We start from the raw sequence: 18,354 nt of genomic DNA on the forward strand, positions 1-18,354 counted from the left end.
TCTTTGATTTTCATGATAACTTCCTCAATTTCTTTTGCAAAAAAATTATTGATTTTCTAAAATAATCACATCATTAAACTTTTCTATTATTTCCAATATAAAAAGGCTGTCATTAAAATAATCCATGTCAAAATCCGGATCTCCCCAAATTTCAAATCGTTTTCCAGAAGCCTTTAGTTTTTCTTTGTCAAAAGCATTTTCATTCCAGTCTGTTTTTCTGTAGTCTGCTATTTCTGCAGCTTCTGTAATAACATAATCTTCTTTTGCTAAATGAATGTAAAAGTTGTAACCGTCGCTAAAAGTGATGGTTATACGTTTATTATCAGAAACAATTTTGGGCTTATCTTCAATAACAGGTCTTTGATAAAAATCATCCAGGTATTCTTTTAAAATAGCAATTGTTGCATTTGATGATGGCGGAATAAAAACCAGATGTGAATAGAATAAATGTGCCATTATTTTCTGTTTAAATCTGTTATTAACAATGGATTATTTTCCTTTAATTTATTTACAAGTTCTTCTGCTGTACCGGGATTCTCTAAAAGGGATTCATATTCTACATTCGTTATCCCTACAATCTGCAAAAATGAAACTTCTCCGTGAGGTGTTTGTTTTTTAGGGATTTCAGGATCTTCAACAAAAAACAAAGCTGTAATATCAGTGTCAGTCTCAAGCCGTATTGAACCATTGGCAGGCATGAAATGATACTCTTCAAACCATTTTCCACTGCTAAAAACGTACTTTGCAATATTCTGCAAAAGTGCAATTGCCCAGGAGGGATTTCCGTTATCTTTTTCGAAAGGCTTTAATCTAAAGGTAAGTTCAAATCCCCATTTGCTGAATTCGCCTGCTACTTTTTCTTCATCATAATATAATTCTGAAAATCCATAAGTGATAAAGTGAAAATGGTCTGTCTGTTTTTTACTTTCGTAAACACTAACTCCATCAAGCGGATTATCTCCTCCAAGCATATAACTGATTGCCGGGGCATAATGTTTCGGTTCCTGACCTGGATAAAGGCGATCAAACTCTTTGTCTATTTCGAGCCATCCAACAGCATCATCGTCTCTAAATTGCTTTTTGTATTCTTCTAATGTCATAATGTAGCTGTATCTGTTTAAAAAAGCGGAATTACATGTTCCCAGTTTAGTTGTCTGGCAAAATCGAGTGCTGTTTTACCATTGTTGGTTTTTGCATTAACATCGGCTCCAGAGTCGATTAAAACTTGTACAGAAGTACTATTTCCGGCAATTGTTTCCCGATGTAAAAAGGTGTAGCCCAATTCATCTTTTGAAGTAAGCTCCGTAGGATTGTTTTTGATGAAATCTTCCAGACTTTCTTTCATATTTATGCTCATAGGATGTTCAGTTAAATTTTGAGGGTTTTCCTTTTGTTCATATACAACCAGAATGTCATTAAAATCTCCAAAATTCATACCCCAGGCATCGTCATGTTCTTCTCGTTCTTTTTGAGTCATTTCTGAACGCATCGCCTGAATGGTAAATCCTCCATATGTTTTGCCTTGCGTTGCAAATAACCAGTCGCTTATCTGATTAAACGGAATTTCTACTTCGTCGCCATTATTTACATTTGTTAATTCGTTAGGGTCATTAACCAAAATGCCATATATTTTTTCGCCATCAAAATTGATGTCATTGATCCACATATGCTCAACGATTGTTTCATTCTCAATTTCCTGTGTAAAGGCCAGTTTTACGCAGGCTACTTCTAATGCGGGAATAATGCGTCGATATTCCCAGGATAATTCTCTCCAGAAATATTTAAACGTTTCCTGTGCTTTTTTGAAGGCGTCAATCATTTTCGGGCTTTCGCCGTCTGCAAAAAATATAGGTGTGCTTTCCATAATGTATTTTAAATTTTATTTGATATTGTAAATATATTTTTTTTACTACAAAAAAGCAGTTTACCATTTCTGAAATTTATCAAATTAACAAATAAACCCGTTGGGTGAAATTGATTAAAAAAACTGATTTGATTATAAAAAGTATAAATCGGGAGTAAAACATCATTTATGACTTAAGGAATTGATGTCATCCTGAGCGGAGTCGAAGGCTTTTGAACACGAAAGGGCTTCGACTAAGTTTATCCTGAGCGAAGACTAATGGACTCAGCCTGACACTCATTTTTAATTTCACCCAACTGGTTAAATAAATATAATTATTTCAATATGGCATAAAAAAATCCGACTTACTTTCACAGATCGGATTTGATATCAATAGTAATATTTTACATTACCAACTTATTTACTCTCTTTTTTGTCTCTCACTGTCATCAGGATTGTTGTTAATGCAAAATATTCATGCAAAGCTTCGTCAGAAAGCCCTGGCGTTGTTTTTTGTCTGGCAATTCTTATTTTATCCAGATCTTGTTTATTAAGCATTTTACAGGCTGAACCTGTCAATTCCTTATTTCCGGCAAATCCAAAAAACTCTTTTTCAAAATTATAAGGAACATCGTTTAGTGATTCCAGAATTTCAGAGCGGCTTTTTGATCCTTTTGGCTTAATGATAAAGGTTTTTCGGTCTTTCATTATAAATTGAATCGTGAAATCTTTAAGCTGTTTTGTTTCAATCAATGAATTTAGAAATTGGTCTCCGTTATCTGTCGCCATTAAATTCAGTAGTACAGCAGCATTATGCTTTGCAGTTGAATTGCCACTTGATATAGCTGAGATAAGCGTTTTTTCTGCGATTTCAGCACTCATATTGTTGAACAAAAAGATACTAGCATCAATAGCATTTAGCGTTAGAAAATGATTTGACAGAAAAATTTTAGCATCCGGAACACTAATTAATTTTGTGGCCAGTTCAGTAATATCTTGTTTCCGATAGTTAAGATAAAAACAAATTTCGAGATAGGTTGAAAGTTGTAAATCATTCAATTCACACTTTTTAAGACCTTCAATTACTGTTGGTAAATAAGTATCAGTACTATCAAGCCTTATTAAAAGTGATGAAGCGTCAAAGCAAAAATAAGAATCTGCAGTTTCATTATCAATTAGTGTTTTTAAGCAGGAAGCTGCCTCTTTTGGATTGTTTCTTGCTGTTTTCCAAAACAGGTCGAGATCATTGTTTTTCAGGCTTTTTAAAGTGTCAGTCAATTCTGAAGGCTTGAATCCGTATACTTTCTTTTTCAAAAGCTGCAGAGTATCGCATGTCTGTGAAAATGAAATAAGGCTTGTAAAGAGTATTGCAAATAAGAATATTTTTTTCATTAAAATGTATTGGTATTATTTTAAGCTTATTTATTTTCTCACCAAATATATAATAATTGTCCTCATAATTTGAAGTGTTTTGTGAAAACGGTATTAATAAAAAATCCGCTTTGCTTTCACAAAACGGATCATTTTTTGGTTTAAAAAAGATTTAGAACTCTACATCATCAGCAATATTCCCGCCTTGTTCTGCTGCGAATTTTGCGGCATATTCTTTTTGTTTTTCTTGTTGGTAATCTGAAAATCTGACAATTTCTTCTGAGTTCCAGTTTTGATTCTGCTCTGTCATCCACTGCATGGCAACCGACTGGAAATCGGCAAGGTTGATTCCGTAATTATCCAGAATCCATTGTGCTCCGTCGATTCCGTATTCGTAGGCGGCCTGTCTCGCTCCGGCAAGTTCTTCGTAGAAATAACGGTCTGTTTTGATTTTTTCAAGATTAGCCAGTCCTTCTTCTGAGACTTCTGCCTTGACATTTTCTAATTGTGGAACCGTAACGTTTTCTGCATAATACTGTCCAAATAAAGTTGTAACAGTAAACGAAGTATCTTCACCCATACGCTGTGGCCAGATGGTATTTAATTCTTCCCAGATTACAGATTCGATACCCATTGCTCTGCAAACTTCATTATAATCTACTCCGGCGCTAATCTTTAAACACATCGCAGTATAATCTCTCAATGAAATACCGTGTACAGGTTCAAGAAACGGATTGTTATCGTCAACTTTTACAAATCCTGAAGTTTGAATGCCGCTGTATTTTAATGAATTAGCATTTTCAAACCGAATCATTTGGTCAGAATCACAATTATTCCATTCTGTATACACTTCTCTTCTGTAATTCGTGTAAATGCTTTTAATGTCACTTTCCTGTAAGTTTTCGCCGCTTTCACGCTCATCTTTAATCCAGGCTTCGGCTCTTGTTTCTACTTCATTGTCAAAATCTTCAACATCGTAATGAGTTCCGTGCAAAGTTTCAGGATCGTATTCTACTTCCTGATATTCGTTTTCATACTCATTTTCATACTCATCATTTGAAGTTTGCGTTTGCGCATCAATTTGATTTTCTTGTGTGTTGTCTCCGGTTAGGGATCCAAAAAGTTTTTTAAACATTTTTCTGTTTTTAAGGTTATTAATTTATTTGTAGTGTAATTGATTCTGATACATTTTTTCGTTGTGCTCTTTTAAATCCGGTGTGATTTTGTTCCACTCGTCATACATCGCTCTTAAATACACCTGATATAATTTTGGGGCATTTTGTATTACATTTTGCCTGTCGATTTCCAGCTGATCCATTTTGGTATTGATCTCATTTAGAACTCTACTGTCTGTTTGATGTATTTTGCTGAGGCTTAATTCATGACGCTGGTGATACAATTCGCGTTCTTTGTTGTTTTCAGTTTCAAAAGCTTCATACAAATGAACTGTTCTTTGTTCTGCAAGACCCCGTGCAATATTTTGTAACATTCTGGCCTGAGTGCTGGGTGCAAAAGTGTTTTGCGATTGACAATAAGGGCATGATATATAAGTTTCTATTAAAAAAATCTTATCAATAGTGATATTTCCTCCACATTGTTTGCAGCTGAATTTATCCTTAATAGTTTCAAATTCATTGAGAATTTTTTGATACTCAATTTCGAGGTCACGTTCCTGAGTTTTTTCGATTTGATCACTCCAATGTTCAAATTTTCTTTCAAATTCATTATGTCGGTCGGAGCAGGCTGTTCTAAAATCAGAAAGTAAATCATGATTTTTGCTTAAGACAGAAACCTGAGAATTGAGATCGTAATAAATACAGTTTATTTTTTCTTCGTAAGTATCTCTGGCTTTTTCTCTGATGTTGTTTAATTGGCCTCTAACTCCTGCATATACTCTGTGAAAAGTTCTTTTATAAAGGTCTTCATCTTCTTCTAAAAGCTGTTTCAATTCCGGGATAGCAGCAGTTGCCAGCTCTTCCATTTTGACCTCCAGTTTCTCTAAAAAAGCAAACCATCTTTGCTGTGACTCCTGAAGTTCTGCATTCCACTCGGGGATTGCAGTTTCTTCATTATTTTGTTTATTAAATAATCCGAACACTATATTGTTTTTTAAATTGAATTGTCTTCCTTTTTGATGTAAAATCCGTCTGTAAGTTTTACTTGTATGAACTCAAATCCGCAATAGGCACAATGGGTTACACCATCATGTTTTGCTCTCCCGGCACCGCAGTTTGGGCAGTCTCTGAGGTTCATTTGGGCATCTGTAATTTCAGTTTCGCCACCATAATTGGATTGTGTTTGAGCCTTTTCTTTTAATTTATCCAGAAACGAAGTCACTTTTTTCTCTTCCATTACAATTGGCTTAATAATTCGGTTTTCTTAGTTTTAAATTCATCTTCCTCGATTAAACCGGCATCAAACAATGATTTCAGTTTTTGAAGTTTGGAAGTCAAATCGTCCTTTGGTTCTTCTTTTGGAGTTTCTTTGTTTTGCTGCAGCTGGTTTAAAAGAATTCCCATGCTTAAGGCATTTTGGGTTGCATCATGCATTGCGGTTCCTTTTTCACCAATTGCAGTTGCGGTATTGAATTTGGTAAATTTATCCATATCGGTTACCATATTCATATTCGTTATTTTATCGTAGTGAGCCGTAACTTCTTCGGGCAGGGTTACACTTGTAATGACAAACTGTGTCAATTCAATTCCGAATTGAAGAAAATAAGGTTTAAGATAGGGTTCTATTTTTTGACCTAATTGTGTAATGTTTCCGGCGACATCTGTAATGGTGATGTTTTCATTTGCCAGAACTTCTCCAAACTTTGGAGCTACAAAATCCCTTAATTGGTTTTGGAGTTCAAAAATAGTAAGTTGTTCATAAGTACCGGCATATTGACGGAAGAATTTGGCAACATCAATTATCCTGATATCAAAGCTTCCAAAAGCCCTAACCCTGATTTGTCCAAATTGCGGATCATGGAGCAGGATAGGAGCCGGAGTTCCCCATTTGTTGTTGATAAACTGATGTGTATTAAAAAAGTAAACATCCACTTTAAACGGACTTTCAAATCCGTATTTCCATCCTTTGAGGGTACTCAGGATAGGGATGTTTTCTGTTGAAAGGGTGTGAAGTCCGGGTAAAAATACATCCGCAAGCTGACCTTCATTCAGCAGCATTACCTGCTGGCTTTCACGAACCGTTAGTTTTGCTCCGTTTTTTATTTCTTTGTCTTCATCATGGAATTTCCACATTAACAAATTTGGGTTGCTTGTTGTGGCTTCAATTATTTCTATAAAGGGTAATTTCATACGATATTTTTTGCAGGACTAAAAATAAGAATTTTAATACATCATAAAAGTTTTTTCTATGAAATTTTTAATATTTTTTTGTTATTAAAAAAGATTACCGGCAGTAAAATAAGGGTATAAAAAAATCCGGCTGGTTTTACATGCCGGATTAAATTTTACTGAATAAAAGTAATTTTTGTCAACTGACTTGTTATCAGTGTCAAAATTAGTTGTAGCTGTTAACGATGTTTAAGGTTTTCTATTTCTTTTCTGTTTTCTTCAATTACTATTTCTAAAACTTTCTGGACTTTTTCTTTCTGATTTGGTAAAAGTTTTTCTAACCATAAAATACCTGATTCAAGAGGTAAACCGCCATATGGTTTAGCGTTATTGGCTAATATTCTTTTGTCGATAAATTGTTTAACTGTAAAACAACCAGGCCAATTGACAAAGCTTTTGTAGCTGTTACCTATCGTTTTTCTTTTGTCCGTTTTTAATTACCTCGATTTTTGTATATCTAAAAACTTTGCCTGCTTCTTCTTGTCCAACTTTCGTTAAATTCTGATTTTTTGGAAATCCTTTTTCACTAATAATTTGTCCTGTAACTTTTATTATTACGGGCAAATCTTCTCCATTAAATAATTTATTAGCATTTATTAGTTTTTGGGTTGCTGGTTCTAGCCAATAATATATTTTCTTGTCAGCGATACTGTTAAAACGAGTTTCACTCCATTGTGCGCAAGTGCAAGAAATCGCATTGTAGATTAAAGTTAATGTTTCAATTTTGCTTTTTGATTCAAAACCAGGTTTGTCAATAGCGACTTTTTTTGTATAAACATTATTTTTTGCTTTGGGTATAGACTTTGTTTTTGTCTGTTCACAAGAAATAACAGTCAAACTAAAAAATAAAATTGTCAATATATTTTTGATTTTATTCATTTTCTTATGTGTTGAGTTTAAAATGATAGGTACCACAGCGGGTTTGGGACTAAATTAAGCCCATTCTTCGGATTTGCCAAATCATTCCAAATATAAAACCAACTTCCTATTAAGTCAATTGCTCAAATCTGTTGTAGCTGTTAGTGGTTCGTTGTTTTCCCGTTGAATATTTTTTGGTTAAATTATGGTCGTATGACAAAGCCGTACGACCATAGAAATTTTTATCTTAATTTTAGTTTGGAAGTGGGTCTTGTCCTAATAGTTTTGTACCCATTTCAGCAGAATGTCTAACAACATTAAATCCATATTCTGTCATTTCTGTTTCATACTCTTTTAAAGAAGTGGCTAACTCTTTCTCTCCATTGACTACTTTCATCAAAGCTTTAGAAAGTATAGTTGAATCTCTCAGAGCAACATTAGCACCTCTGCCCAAACTTGGTGTCATAGTATGTATGGCATCCCCCAAAAGTGTAACATTTGGGTGTGGTTGTAAATTGAAAGGAATACTGGAAGTCATTTCGATGTAGAAGAAAGAACCCTTTTCGCCAACTGCTGGAACAGAAGACGCTTCGCTTGGCCAGGAACTTAGTAAATCAATAGCCAACTGTTGTAATTCATCACTTGTTTTCTTTCTAATTTCTGCATCGTTGGAACCAAAAAAATCTTTCCGTCCTGAAACTATACAGCCCACATAATCATGTTGTGGATTTAATGTTTTGTCTATTCCTATGCTTTGAGATGCAAGTTCCGGACGAACAGGAAAAATAATTGGTCCAACACCTAAAATTAATTTGCGAACATCTGATACCGCAGTAAAAACATCTGCGATACACAAACTTGGCAAAACCTTTTGCGCTTCGTCAATTTTAATTCGTCCATAAATTGCTCTTGCGCCAGAGTCCATAAATGTTGCTTCAGGTGCTCGTTGTTTACGTACTACTGAACCTGCTCCATCTGCACCAACTAGCATATCGCCTTTTACGGTTCTTCCATCTTCAAAAAATGCAGTTACTCCACTTTCATCTGTTTTATAATGGTCAAATTTTGCTCCAAAATGGCAAATATCTTCCAATCCCATTAATAGTATTTCCCTTAATGTGGCTCTATTTACATTTAGATGTTTTGCAATGCCTGTTTCAACGTGATGCTCAGTTTTGCTGTAACTGTCAATAGGAAATCGCTTGCTCAATTTTAACTCTGTGTCTAAAATGGTTGTGTATGGAAGTGGGTTTGTAGAAGTAAGTTCAAATAATTGAAATAGCTTTTCAGGCAAAGATTCTTTAATAGCCAAAATTCCATCAGCGTCAAGGTGAAGGCGATAGCCTTGTAGTCTTTGATTTGCACTTGCATCTCGTTCAAATACCTGAACATTTATACCATTTTTTTTTAAATTTTGTGCAAGACAAAGTCCCCCAATACCAGCACCAATAATTATTACTGTCATTTTTATTTAGAAATTTAATTTTTTTGAAAAATAATTGAAGTCTAATCTCAATATGAGATTATTATTGTGTGAAAACAGAATTACGGGGGAATTTTCTGTTTTAAAAATCTAAAGGCATAAATTAGCATTGCATTATCTTTTTTAAGATTATGATGCCGTTTTTGCCTGCAAAAAGATTTGCTAAAACATCGTCACGGAAGACGTAGAGTTAGAGTAACTCAATATGGGCAAATGTAAGTTTTCTTTACTTGAAATCAAAATGTCTAAAACTAACTTTTTTTGGTGTTGGGGCGCTACAATTAATTTGTCAATACATTAGTTGGTTTACGAATAAGAAAAGTATATAGGCTACAATATCTAAATTTTGTAAACGAAATGTGGAAAACAACCCAATTAGTCTGGTTAATGTAGCAATTATTGGATTTGACAAATCATCCAAATACAAAACCATCTTTCAATTAAGCCAATTACCCAAATCCGTTGTAGCTGTTACCTGCTGGTTATTCTATTTTTTCATAATATTGGTTTAAATCTTCAAATAATGAAATTTGAGGATTTCCTATAAACCAAATTCTATTTATAGATGTTTCGAAGCTTTCTTTATTTGGCACACTAACTTTTTCTCCCTTTATATTTGTAGAAGAATAGTCATCGCCATAATGTAGTTCAATTCTTGTTCCGCCAAAACCATAACTTAATTTGTAAGTTCCTTTTCCATAATATGGACTTTCGAATTGATTGTTTTCTTTTAAAAGTAAAGTGTCGGCAATATGAGGAATATTGCCAATGAAATCATCTCCATAATTCCGATTGACATATTTACCTATTAGCATACCATTAGTAAAAAAATGATTATAAGAATACACGGCTATAAAAACAGCCAAAATAATTTTTATTTTTTTCAACTTTTATTTCCTTTAAATCTAATTAAATTTTTATCATCTAGTTCGTCTTAACTAGCAGGTAACTCGTATATATGTCTGACAACATCAGACTTATCCATCAAATTGGGGTGCTATGTCTGAAAAACATCAGATTTTATTGTTATCAAATATATGGTAATTTCTTATAAATCATTAAAAGGATTCTTGATTTGGTAGCCATTTTTAGTACTTAAAAGAGTAAATAAATTATGAAACCCGATGCCGCATGAGGGATAGCAGCGGTATTTTTTGTGAAGAGAAACGGAACAAAAGATTTAGCGAATAGCCCGACCCGCTTTTTTTGCGGGGCATGCCATAAAAAAATCCGATCTGTTTGCACAAATCGGATTTGAAATTGAAAATTATATATAGTTTAAGTATGTATTACAAGTGAATTACTTCGCCATAAGCATCTGCAACAGCTTCCATAACTGCCTCGCTCATAGTTGGGTGAGGGTGGATAGATTTAAGGATTTCATGACCTGTAGTTTCCAGTTTACGGGCTACAACAGCTTCAGCAATCATGTCTGTAACTCCTGCACCAATCATGTGGCATCCTAACCATTCTCCGTATTTAGCATCAAAGATTACTTTTACGAATCCGTCAGCATTTCCGGCAGCTTTTGCTTTTCCTGAAGCTGAGAACGGGAATTTACCAATTTTTAATTCGTATCCTTTTTCTTTAGCTTGCTTTTCAGTCAAACCAACAGAAGCAATTTCAGGAGTTGCATACGTACAACCCGGAACATTTCCGTAATCAATTGGATCTACGTGTAAACCTTTGATTTTCTCCACACAGTTGATTCCTTCAGCAGAAGCTACGTGAGCCAAAGCCTGCCCCGGTGTAACGTCTCCAATGGCATAGTAACCAGGAATGTTGGTTGCATTGAAAGCGTTCACTAAGATTTTATCACGGTCTACAGCAATACCCACTTCTTCTAAACCGATATTTTCGATGTTTGTTTTGATTCCAACCGCAGAAAGTACGATATCAGCTTCAAGGATTTCTTCTCCTTTGGCTGTTTTTACAGTTGCTTTTACACCAGCTCCTGAAGTATCTAATTTCTCAACAGATGAATTGGTCATTACTTTGATACCTGCTTTTTTCAACGATTTTTCAAATTGTTTTGAAATATCTTCGTCTTCCACCGGTACTACGTTTGGCATAAATTCTACAATTGTAACATCAGTTCCCATTGAGTTGTAGAAATGAGCGAACTCAACTCCGATAGCTCCTGAACCTACAATAATCATAGATTTTGGCTGTGTTGGCAACGTCATTGCCTGACGGTAACCAATTACTTTTACACCATCCTGAGGTAAGTTTGGTAACTCACGAGAGCGAGCTCCTGTAGCGATGATGATATGGTCTGCACTATATTCTGTAACTTTATTGTCTTTGTCTGTAACGTCAAGTTTTTTTCCCGGTTTTAGTTTTCCGAAACCTTCAATAACGTCGATTTTGTTTTTTTTCATCAGGAAAGTAACTCCTTTGCTCATTCCTTCAGCAACTCCACGGCTGCGTTGTACTACTGCAGAGAAATCTTTATCAAACTCAGAAACTGTCAAACCGTAATCTGAAGCATGTTTTAGATAATCAAAAACCTGAGCCGATTTTAGTAATGCTTTTGTTGGGATACATCCCCAGTTTAAACATACACCACCTAAGTTTTCTTTTTCAACTACAGCTACTTTAAAGCCTAATTGTGATGCTCTGATGGCTGTTACATATCCGCCGGGACCACTTCCTAAAACAATAACGTCGTATTTCATTTTTTGCTTGTTTATTTGTTATTTGTAAAAATGCAGTCGCTAACGCTCGTGTCATTTTTTTGGTTATTTAGTTTTACTATTGAAATTGAGGCTTATTTTCCGAAACTTCATTTCCAAATATTCACGATTATTTTGTGCTTGCGAATTTAAGGATTTATTTTAAAAAACAGTTCAAAAATTTATTTTTACCGCTTAGTGCTTTGGCTTTTTCACAGAAATCTAATGAATTGTTAATTGCAAATTGTGAATTATGAACTGTAAGTGGAAATTTTGAAGATAAATCTGAAAAATGAAGTGTATAGAAAAAACAAAGTCCAGGAACTTTTACAGCTCTTAGACTTTGCTCAGCGTGATATCATTAATAATACTATTAACAATTCACCATTAAATTTTTACATGTCCCCAGTTTTCACCGCTGGCAATGCGTCTGATCTGCATTTCGCTTACGCCAAATTGTTTGGCAATCATCTTAAGTCGTGTTTTTTGCTCAGGGCGGGCTAGTATTTTTTTGATAAGCATTACTTTTGTAGTGGTTAACTTTCTGCCGTCTGATTTTATATTATGTTCAATGAGGTTCTTTTTTGCCTGAATAACATGCGGGCTTTTACGGCTGTGTGCAATCATTTCTTCTCTGGTAGCCCAGCGAAGGTTGTTCACATCATCATTATTTCGAATGTAATCTAAATGAAGTACGTAAGTCTGTTCTTCTGATTGTTTCGGAATAAAATACTGGGCAACTAATTTGTAAAGAAAAAGGTATTTGTTGACAATTTTATCATCTTGTCTGACTTTAAACCTAAAGGTGGGATATCCGTCACTCAAACCTCCTTTTAAAAGGCGTCCGTTTTGTATATCGTCTGTAAAGCTAATCAGTCTTCCTTTGTTTGAAATGGCATATCTAAATTGTAAGGACTCATTAATTTCTATTTCTTTGAATTCTTCATTTGGATAAAATCTAATCTGTGGCATGTTCTTTTGCATTTGAAATTCTAGTTATCTCAAAGATACAATTTCAAAGAAAAAAAAGCTATCTGCTTGATTATGAAGTGTGAATTTTATGATTCTTATAACGCTTTTTTAACTTTTGAAACATTTTTCAGCACTTTAGACACGTTGAAAACCTCAAATTAACATTAATTCACCTCTTTAAAATTTTTTACTTAGGTATTTTTTAGGTTAAAAAGTTTCTCAAGCTATTGATCGAGCCAGTTTTTAAAATTATTTATTTCTTTTTTGCTAAGTATGATGGGATCATTTTCGACTGCCGGAACAGTAAGAATCAATTCGATTTTTTGAGTGGAGTGTTTTACGACCTCTTTTATACTATTTCGGTTTACAATGTATTTTCGATTAATCTTGAAAAAAATAAACGGATCCAGATTATTTATAATATCGGTTAGTGTATTATTGTACAAATAGCTGCTTCCTGATTTGAGATAGATGAATAAATGTTTTCCGGATGCAGCAAAATAAGTGATCTCGGCTTCGTTTACTGATATTAGTTTATAGCCATAATTGACTAAAAAATGACGTTGTATCTTAGATGTTTCAGGGCTTTCTATTGCAACAAGCGACTGCAGGGTTGCATCGGTATTAAAACTGTCTTTGATTTTTTGGAACTTGATTAAGGCTTCTAAAAGTTCCTGCTCTTCAAAAGGTTTTAAAAGATAATCAATGGTAAAATGCTTAAAAACTGAAATGGCATAAGAATCGTATGCGGTGATAAAAATAACCGGGCAGGAAACTCTGGCTTTCTCAAAAATTTCAAGACTTTTTCCGTCACCGAGATGAATGTCCATAAAAGCTAAATCGACATTATTTTCGTTAAAAAATGCCACAGCTTCTTTTACAGATTTTAAAACGGTAGTCTGAGCTATTTGTAAAATATCCTGATGCTCTAAAATGGATTGTAAATAACTGGAAGCAAGATATTCATCTTCAACGATTGCAATTTTCATCTTATTTTTGAGATAAATTTAAAGCTCATCTTAAGCCTTAAAATATTTTGCAAATATAGTTGACTCTGCTTTTTTTGCAACATTTTTAAAAATAAAAAAGGCCCAGTGCAAAACTGGACCTTTTTTTGGGATTTAATAGGTATTATAGATTGGGATTGTTTAATCTCGCGTTTGCAGGGTAAACAATGGTATATCGCGGATCGTTTTGGATTAATGTGTAAGTGTCACCGTCAAATGTGTGAACGATTTGTTTTTGAGATGTTCTTCTCAAATCAAACCAGCGCTGTCCTTCAACTGCAAATTCACGCTGTCTTTCAGCATAGATGAAGTTTGTTAAATCAGCAGCATTCATAGCATTAACATCACTTTCAAGCTGTGTGTAAGCAGCAGCAGTATATCTGTTTTTGATAAAACTTAAAACTGTTGTCTTAGCATCAGAAATATTATTCAGTTTTAATGAAGTTTCAGCTTTTGTCAGATATAATTCAGAAGTTCTGAATGAACATTTTTGTTCATCATTTCCTGCTTTTAGGATTCTGTAACGGCTTCCGCTTGCTAAAAAGTAAAGAGGAAAACGTAAATCAGTTGTTTTGTTGTAAGCTGCAATTAATTCTGGCGAAGCATATGAAGCTCCTTTTAGTCCATTTATATACGTAAGTTCAAGAGCTAAAATAGATTCTTTGGAATCATATTTAGTTGCAAAAACAGGAGTTTTTTTTAAATCAACTAAATTGCTTTTGATCGCTAAAGCATTGTTTGCAGCATCTAATGATTTTTGCCATTTTTGCTGGTATAAGTAAATACGGCTTTCTAAACTGTATAATGCCACTTTAGAGAAACGGTAATTTTTACCTGTTACCTGAGAATCTACGTTAATAAAATCTTTAGCTTTTTCAGTATCAGAAATAATTTGGTTGTAAATTACTTCAACACTTTGAGGAACGTAGGCTTGCTCTAAATCTATTTCTAAAGCCAATGGAATTCCTTTATCTGAACCAGCTGTTGCAGCATTATAAGGTTTCCCGAAAAGGTTAACCAAATCAAAATAAGCCATAGCTCTTAAAGCGTAAGCTTCTCCAACTAATTGATTTTTTTCTGGAGATTCAGCTAATTTTTTAGACGCTTCGTTAATGATAACGTTTGTGTAAAAAATCACAGTATACAAATCCTGATATGGGAACGTAATTGTTATACGATCCGGATTAGTATCTTTCCAGGTATAAATATCTTTATAAACGTTGATTTCATCACTAAACTCATTCATTGTTAATTCGTCTGTACGAACTGCTGTCAATGATTTATGCTCTGGATAAACAGTATATCCTTGTGTTAAAACTGCACGAAATTGATCTAATGTTTCCGGAATAACTCGCCCAACCGGAGTAATGTCCAGATAATCATCACAGCTGCTTACTGCAATGGCTGCAACGAAAAGTACTATATATTTTGAGAATTTTTTCATCTTTAATTGTATTAGAAAGTTACATTACATCCTAAAGTAAATGACTTAGGAACTGGTTGTGCATAAATGTTTCCGAAAGTTTCCGGGTCAAAGTAACCTTTGTAATCAGAACTAATTACGAATAAGTTTCTTGCCTCAACATTGAATCTGATGCTCGCAATATTGATTTGATCTGTAAATGCTTTAGGGAATGTATAACCTAAACGCATACTGCTTAATCTCATATAACTCATTTCACTAGCCCATGTATCTAAATAATTTAAGGTAGGCATTTGATTTCCGCCAGAATACCATAAATATGGCATGTAAGAGTCTCCTGTTCCTGAATCTTTACCATTAATTGCTGGTAAGTTAGAAGATGTATTAGTTGAAGACCATGCATTTAAAATATCTCTACTGTAATTTTGTCCTCTGTCTACTAATGTTCCGTTATAAGGAGGAGTTCTTGTTACAGTTTGTTTGATATTAAATGAAGCCGCAATTGTTAAATCAAAATTATGAACTTTGAAAGTATTTGTAAGACCTCCTGTAAATTTAGGATCTCTATCACCTAAGTAAGTAAACAAATCTCTGAACTCACTTGCTGTTAGATTTGATTGTGTAAGTTCTCCTGGGAAAAAGTCAGCAAAAGGATCATATAAGCCAAAGAATGTTTGAGAATTTACTGTTTCTCCTTTTTTATTTACAAATAAAGGATATCCGTTTTCGTCAATTCCTTTCGTTTTAAATCCAAAAACAGCATTTACAGGGCGACCTTCTCTGTTTGGTAAATAATCTGTATCACGAACCTCTATACGATCAATATTACTTTTGTTGTGAGAAAAGTTAATACTAGTATTCCACTTAAAATTTGGAAGATCAATATTTTTTGTAGATAAAGTGATTTCATAACCTTTATTACTTACTTGTGCCCAGTTCATGTTGGTGAATTCAAAACCGTTTTCTAAAGGAAGAGATCTTAAACCAATTAAGTCTTTACTTTTTCTTCCGTACAAATCAGTCACAATGCTGATACGATTGTTAAATAACCCAATATCGGCTCCAATGTTGGTATTGGTAGTTTTTTCCCAACGTAATTTATCGTTTGGAGGACTTTCAACAACAATTGTTGGTTCTGTCTGACCAGGAAGGATAATCGTTGTACTGTTTTTACCTACTACAAAAGGCGAAGTGCCTTTGTCAATATTTCCTTGTAAACCGTAAGAAGCACGAAGTCTTAAGTTAGATAATGTTAAGTTGTCTTTTAAGAAATCTTCTTCAGAAACTGCCCATGAAGCAGATGTTGACCAAAGGGGCAAATATTTATATTTAGGATCTACACCAAATAAGTCAGAACCATCATATCTGACACTTCCAAATACACTATATTTTCTGTTGTAGGTATACGAAGCAGTTGCGAAGAAAGAAGCAAATGCATTTTCATTTTTAGCTTTGGCGTATGCTATCCAATCTGATTCTTTTGCAAAACCTGAATTTGGGAAAACAATTTGCTGTGTAGTTAAATTATTCTCATCAAAACCAAATCCTTTAGTTGAAACAGTTGTAGCGTAATTTCTTCTCAACTCATTACCAACCATGGCTTCAATTTCGTGTTTTTCTCCTATTTTTTTAGAGAAATTCGCCATTGTTTTCAGGTTGTATTGAAAAAAATCTGTATTTGAATTTTGAATAACACCACCAACCGGAAGGAAATATTGCTGATTTCCTCCGCTAAAATAACTGGATTTTTCTCTTAGGTTTCGGGTATAATAAGTGTCTTTACCAGCAAATTTTTCGCTGGCTGAATTATCTAATTGTAAACCTAACTGAGAAGTTAATTTTAAATCCGGAGTAATTTTGTATTCAGCATCTAATAAAGCTTTTACAGCTCTTGTCTTTAATTCGTGAGAAGTATTTTCTCTTTCTTCTAAAAAGTTAAAAGGTACTTTACGCTCTGAATAACCTACAATATCATCATCGTATTTATAACTTCCGTCAGCATTATATGGAGTTAAATATGGATTTACATTTCTGGAATAAGTTGAAGGGCTTGTAAATGCATAAGAATCTGTTAAGTAAGAAATATTTTTGCTTTCAGAACCAAAAATACCAACACCAACTTTGAATTTGTCCGTTATTTCAAAGTTATTTTTTAAGGTTAAGTTGTAACGTTTGAAACCAGTTCCAACCGTTGTTCCTTTTTCATCGTAGTATCCTAAAGAGAAATAGTAATCCGATTTTTCTCCACCGCCTGATAAGCTCAAACCGTGCTGTGTATTCACTGCATTTTGGTATAATAAGTTACCCCAGTTTGTATTGTTATTTCTTAAATCATTGATAGATTGTTGTGTCGCAGGACTCAAAGAAGAGAATCCGCCTGATCTGAAAGCTGCTAATTCATTTGATCCGTTTAAGATACGGGCAATTTCTCCGCCTGAGTCTCTGTAAGTCAAATCAGAACGACTTGCCATGTTAAGTTCTAAATCAACTTTTTCACTTGCGTTCATTAAGTTTAATTTAGCAAAGTCAGGTCTTTGTGTAATAAATACGTTGGTGTTAAAATTAACAACCATTTTACCCGCTCTACCTTTTTTAGTAGTAACAACAATTACCCCATTTGCAGCACGTGCACCATAAATAGCTGTTGCAGCGGCATCTTTTAAAATGGTAATATCTTTAATGTCATCAGGGTTTAAACCAGAAATAGAGTAGTTGCTTAATACATCGATGTTATCTTTGTCAAAGTTCTTAGGAACTTCATTTCCTTCTAATGGCAATCCGTCAAGTACCCATAACGGATCTTGTGTACCGCTAAGAGAAGCTGTACCCCTGATTCTGATTCTGGCAGGCGCTCCAGGCGCTCCGGATGGTGTACTTACAGCAACACCGGCAATTTGTCCCACCAATAACTGGTCAATACTCGAAACCCCTGTTTGCTGAATCGCGGCCATATCAATTTTGGTAACGGCAGCAGTAAGTTTTCTTTTCTCGATTTTTTGATAACCGGTTACTACAACCTCCTGAAGTTTTGCTGTTTCAGATTTTAAATTGATCGTATAATCTTTTTGGGCAGAAAGATCTAAAGTGTAAGAAACATATCCCATAAAAGTTACTCTCAGGGAAGTTACATTTTTTGCTATTCTTAATTGAAATTTACCGTCAAAATCAGTAGTAGTTCCAATAGTTGAACTCTCGATAATTCCAGCCATTGAAGTTTTGTTGGAAATCGAATTGTTTTCGACAAAAATAGAAGCTCCCGGAATAGGGGACTTATCACTCTCGTCAAGTATTATTCCCGTAATGGTTCGGGTTTCCTGCGAGTATCCTGCAATGGCCAGGAACAGCAGTAAGGCATGTAAAATTTTTTTCATGTTTTTG

Annotated in this window: 16 protein-coding genes; all 16 read right to left on the minus strand. The window is 34.2% G+C overall.

What is annotated here, in order from left to right; genetic code table 11:
• Positions 1-45: 45 nt before the first annotated feature.
• Positions 46-456 (minus strand): hypothetical protein, encoded by a 411-nt coding sequence (locus tag JE46_RS13010; protein ID WP_031455727.1) that lies wholly within the window; start codon positions 454-456, stop codon positions 46-48.
• A complete protein-coding gene (locus JE46_RS13015) occupies positions 456-1,100 on the minus strand; it encodes a suppressor of fused domain protein (RefSeq protein WP_031455728.1) in 645 nt (214 codons plus the stop codon). Before JE46_RS13015 ends, JE46_RS13010 begins: the two co-directional genes overlap by 1 nt.
• A gap of 17 nt (positions 1,101-1,117) precedes the next feature.
• The gene (locus tag JE46_RS13020) at positions 1,118-1,864 is read right to left on the minus strand and encodes a YegJ family protein (protein WP_031455729.1); all 747 of its coding nucleotides are present in this window, start codon (positions 1,862-1,864) and stop codon (positions 1,118-1,120) included.
• A gap of 396 nt (positions 1,865-2,260) precedes the next feature.
• Positions 2,261-3,235 (minus strand): hypothetical protein, encoded by a 975-nt coding sequence (locus JE46_RS13025; RefSeq protein ID WP_031455730.1) that lies wholly within the window; start codon positions 3,233-3,235, stop codon positions 2,261-2,263.
• 151 nt (positions 3,236-3,386) lie between these two features.
• On the minus strand, positions 3,387-4,349 hold the full coding sequence (locus JE46_RS24505) for a DUF6620 family protein (protein WP_031455731.1): 963 nt from the start codon (positions 4,347-4,349) through the stop codon (positions 3,387-3,389).
• A 24-nt stretch (positions 4,350-4,373) separates the two neighbouring features.
• The gene (locus JE46_RS13035) at positions 4,374-5,312 is read right to left on the minus strand and encodes a hypothetical protein (RefSeq protein WP_031455732.1); all 939 of its coding nucleotides are present in this window, start codon (positions 5,310-5,312) and stop codon (positions 4,374-4,376) included.
• 11 nt (positions 5,313-5,323) lie between these two features.
• A complete protein-coding gene (locus JE46_RS13040) occupies positions 5,324-5,566 on the minus strand; it encodes a hypothetical protein (protein ID WP_031455733.1) in 243 nt (80 codons plus the stop codon).
• Entirely contained in the window at positions 5,566-6,519 is a 954-nt protein-coding gene (locus JE46_RS13045; protein WP_031455734.1) for an SPFH domain-containing protein, read from the minus strand. The genes JE46_RS13040 and JE46_RS13045 overlap by 1 nt, the downstream gene beginning before the upstream one ends.
• A 444-nt stretch (positions 6,520-6,963) precedes the next feature.
• Positions 6,964-7,437: a hypothetical protein gene (locus JE46_RS13050; RefSeq protein WP_031455735.1), complete on the minus strand. Its 474-nt coding sequence runs from the start codon at positions 7,435-7,437 to the stop codon at positions 6,964-6,966.
• A 232-nt stretch (positions 7,438-7,669) separates the two neighbouring features.
• Positions 7,670-8,881 (minus strand): FAD-dependent oxidoreductase, encoded by a 1,212-nt coding sequence (locus JE46_RS13055; protein WP_031455736.1) that lies wholly within the window; start codon positions 8,879-8,881, stop codon positions 7,670-7,672.
• 500 nt (positions 8,882-9,381) lie between these two features.
• Positions 9,382-9,786 carry a hypothetical protein gene (locus JE46_RS13060; protein ID WP_031455737.1) on the minus strand — a complete coding sequence of 135 codons (405 nt, stop codon included), beginning with the start codon at positions 9,784-9,786 and terminating at the stop codon, positions 9,382-9,384.
• Positions 9,787-10,188: 402 nt separating this feature from the next.
• A complete protein-coding gene (lpdA, locus tag JE46_RS13065) occupies positions 10,189-11,577 on the minus strand; it encodes a dihydrolipoyl dehydrogenase (protein ID WP_031455738.1) in 1,389 nt (462 codons plus the stop codon).
• A 384-nt stretch (positions 11,578-11,961) separates the two neighbouring features.
• A complete protein-coding gene (locus tag JE46_RS13070; protein ID WP_031455739.1) occupies positions 11,962-12,546 on the minus strand; it encodes an NUMOD4 domain-containing protein in 585 nt (194 codons plus the stop codon).
• Positions 12,547-12,770: 224 nt separating this feature from the next.
• Positions 12,771-13,535, minus strand: coding sequence for a LytR/AlgR family response regulator transcription factor (locus JE46_RS13075; protein WP_031455740.1), 765 nt, complete (start codon positions 13,533-13,535; stop codon positions 12,771-12,773).
• Positions 13,536-13,677: 142 nt separating this feature from the next.
• Positions 13,678-14,997, minus strand: coding sequence for a RagB/SusD family nutrient uptake outer membrane protein (locus tag JE46_RS13080; protein ID WP_031455741.1), 1,320 nt, complete (start codon positions 14,995-14,997; stop codon positions 13,678-13,680).
• An 11-nt stretch (positions 14,998-15,008) separates the two neighbouring features.
• Entirely contained in the window at positions 15,009-18,347 is a 3,339-nt protein-coding gene (locus JE46_RS13085; protein WP_031455742.1) for a SusC/RagA family TonB-linked outer membrane protein, read from the minus strand.
• Positions 18,348-18,354: the final 7 nt, after the last annotated feature.

Source organism: Flavobacterium chungangense LMG 26729 (genome assembly GCF_000735715.2).
Classification (GTDB): Bacteria; Bacteroidota; Bacteroidia; order Flavobacteriales; family Flavobacteriaceae; genus Flavobacterium; species Flavobacterium chungangense.

What these genes read in the sequence shown, in the direction of transcription:
- JE46_RS13010 (WP_031455727.1), bottom strand. Translation starts at nt 456, where the DNA reads ATGGCACATTTATTCTATTCACATCTGGTTTTTATTCCGCCATCATCA.
- JE46_RS13015 (WP_031455728.1), bottom strand. Translation starts at nt 1,100, where the DNA reads ATGACATTAGAAGAATACAAAAAGCAATTTAGAGACGATGATGCTGTT.
- JE46_RS13020 (WP_031455729.1), bottom strand. Translation starts at nt 1,864, where the DNA reads ATGGAAAGCACACCTATATTTTTTGCAGACGGCGAAAGCCCGAAAATG.
- JE46_RS13025 (WP_031455730.1), bottom strand. Translation starts at nt 3,235, where the DNA reads ATGAAAAAAATATTCTTATTTGCAATACTCTTTACAAGCCTTATTTCA.
- JE46_RS24505 (WP_031455731.1), bottom strand. Translation starts at nt 4,349, where the DNA reads ATGTTTAAAAAACTTTTTGGATCCCTAACCGGAGACAACACACAAGAA.
- JE46_RS13040 (WP_031455733.1), bottom strand. Translation starts at nt 5,566, where the DNA reads ATGGAAGAGAAAAAAGTGACTTCGTTTCTGGATAAATTAAAAGAAAAG.
- JE46_RS13045 (WP_031455734.1), bottom strand. Translation starts at nt 6,519, where the DNA reads ATGAAATTACCCTTTATAGAAATAATTGAAGCCACAACAAGCAACCCA.
- JE46_RS13050 (WP_031455735.1), bottom strand. Translation starts at nt 7,437, where the DNA reads ATGAATAAAATCAAAAATATATTGACAATTTTATTTTTTAGTTTGACT.
- JE46_RS13055 (WP_031455736.1), bottom strand. Translation starts at nt 8,881, where the DNA reads ATGACAGTAATAATTATTGGTGCTGGTATTGGGGGACTTTGTCTTGCA.
- lpdA (WP_031455738.1), bottom strand. Translation starts at nt 11,577, where the DNA reads ATGAAATACGACGTTATTGTTTTAGGAAGTGGTCCCGGCGGATATGTA.
- JE46_RS13070 (WP_031455739.1), bottom strand. Translation starts at nt 12,546, where the DNA reads ATGCCACAGATTAGATTTTATCCAAATGAAGAATTCAAAGAAATAGAA.
- JE46_RS13075 (WP_031455740.1), bottom strand. Translation starts at nt 13,535, where the DNA reads ATGAAAATTGCAATCGTTGAAGATGAATATCTTGCTTCCAGTTATTTA.
- JE46_RS13080 (WP_031455741.1), bottom strand. Translation starts at nt 14,997, where the DNA reads ATGAAAAAATTCTCAAAATATATAGTACTTTTCGTTGCAGCCATTGCA.
- JE46_RS13085 (WP_031455742.1), bottom strand. Translation starts at nt 18,347, where the DNA reads ATGAAAAAAATTTTACATGCCTTACTGCTGTTCCTGGCCATTGCAGGA.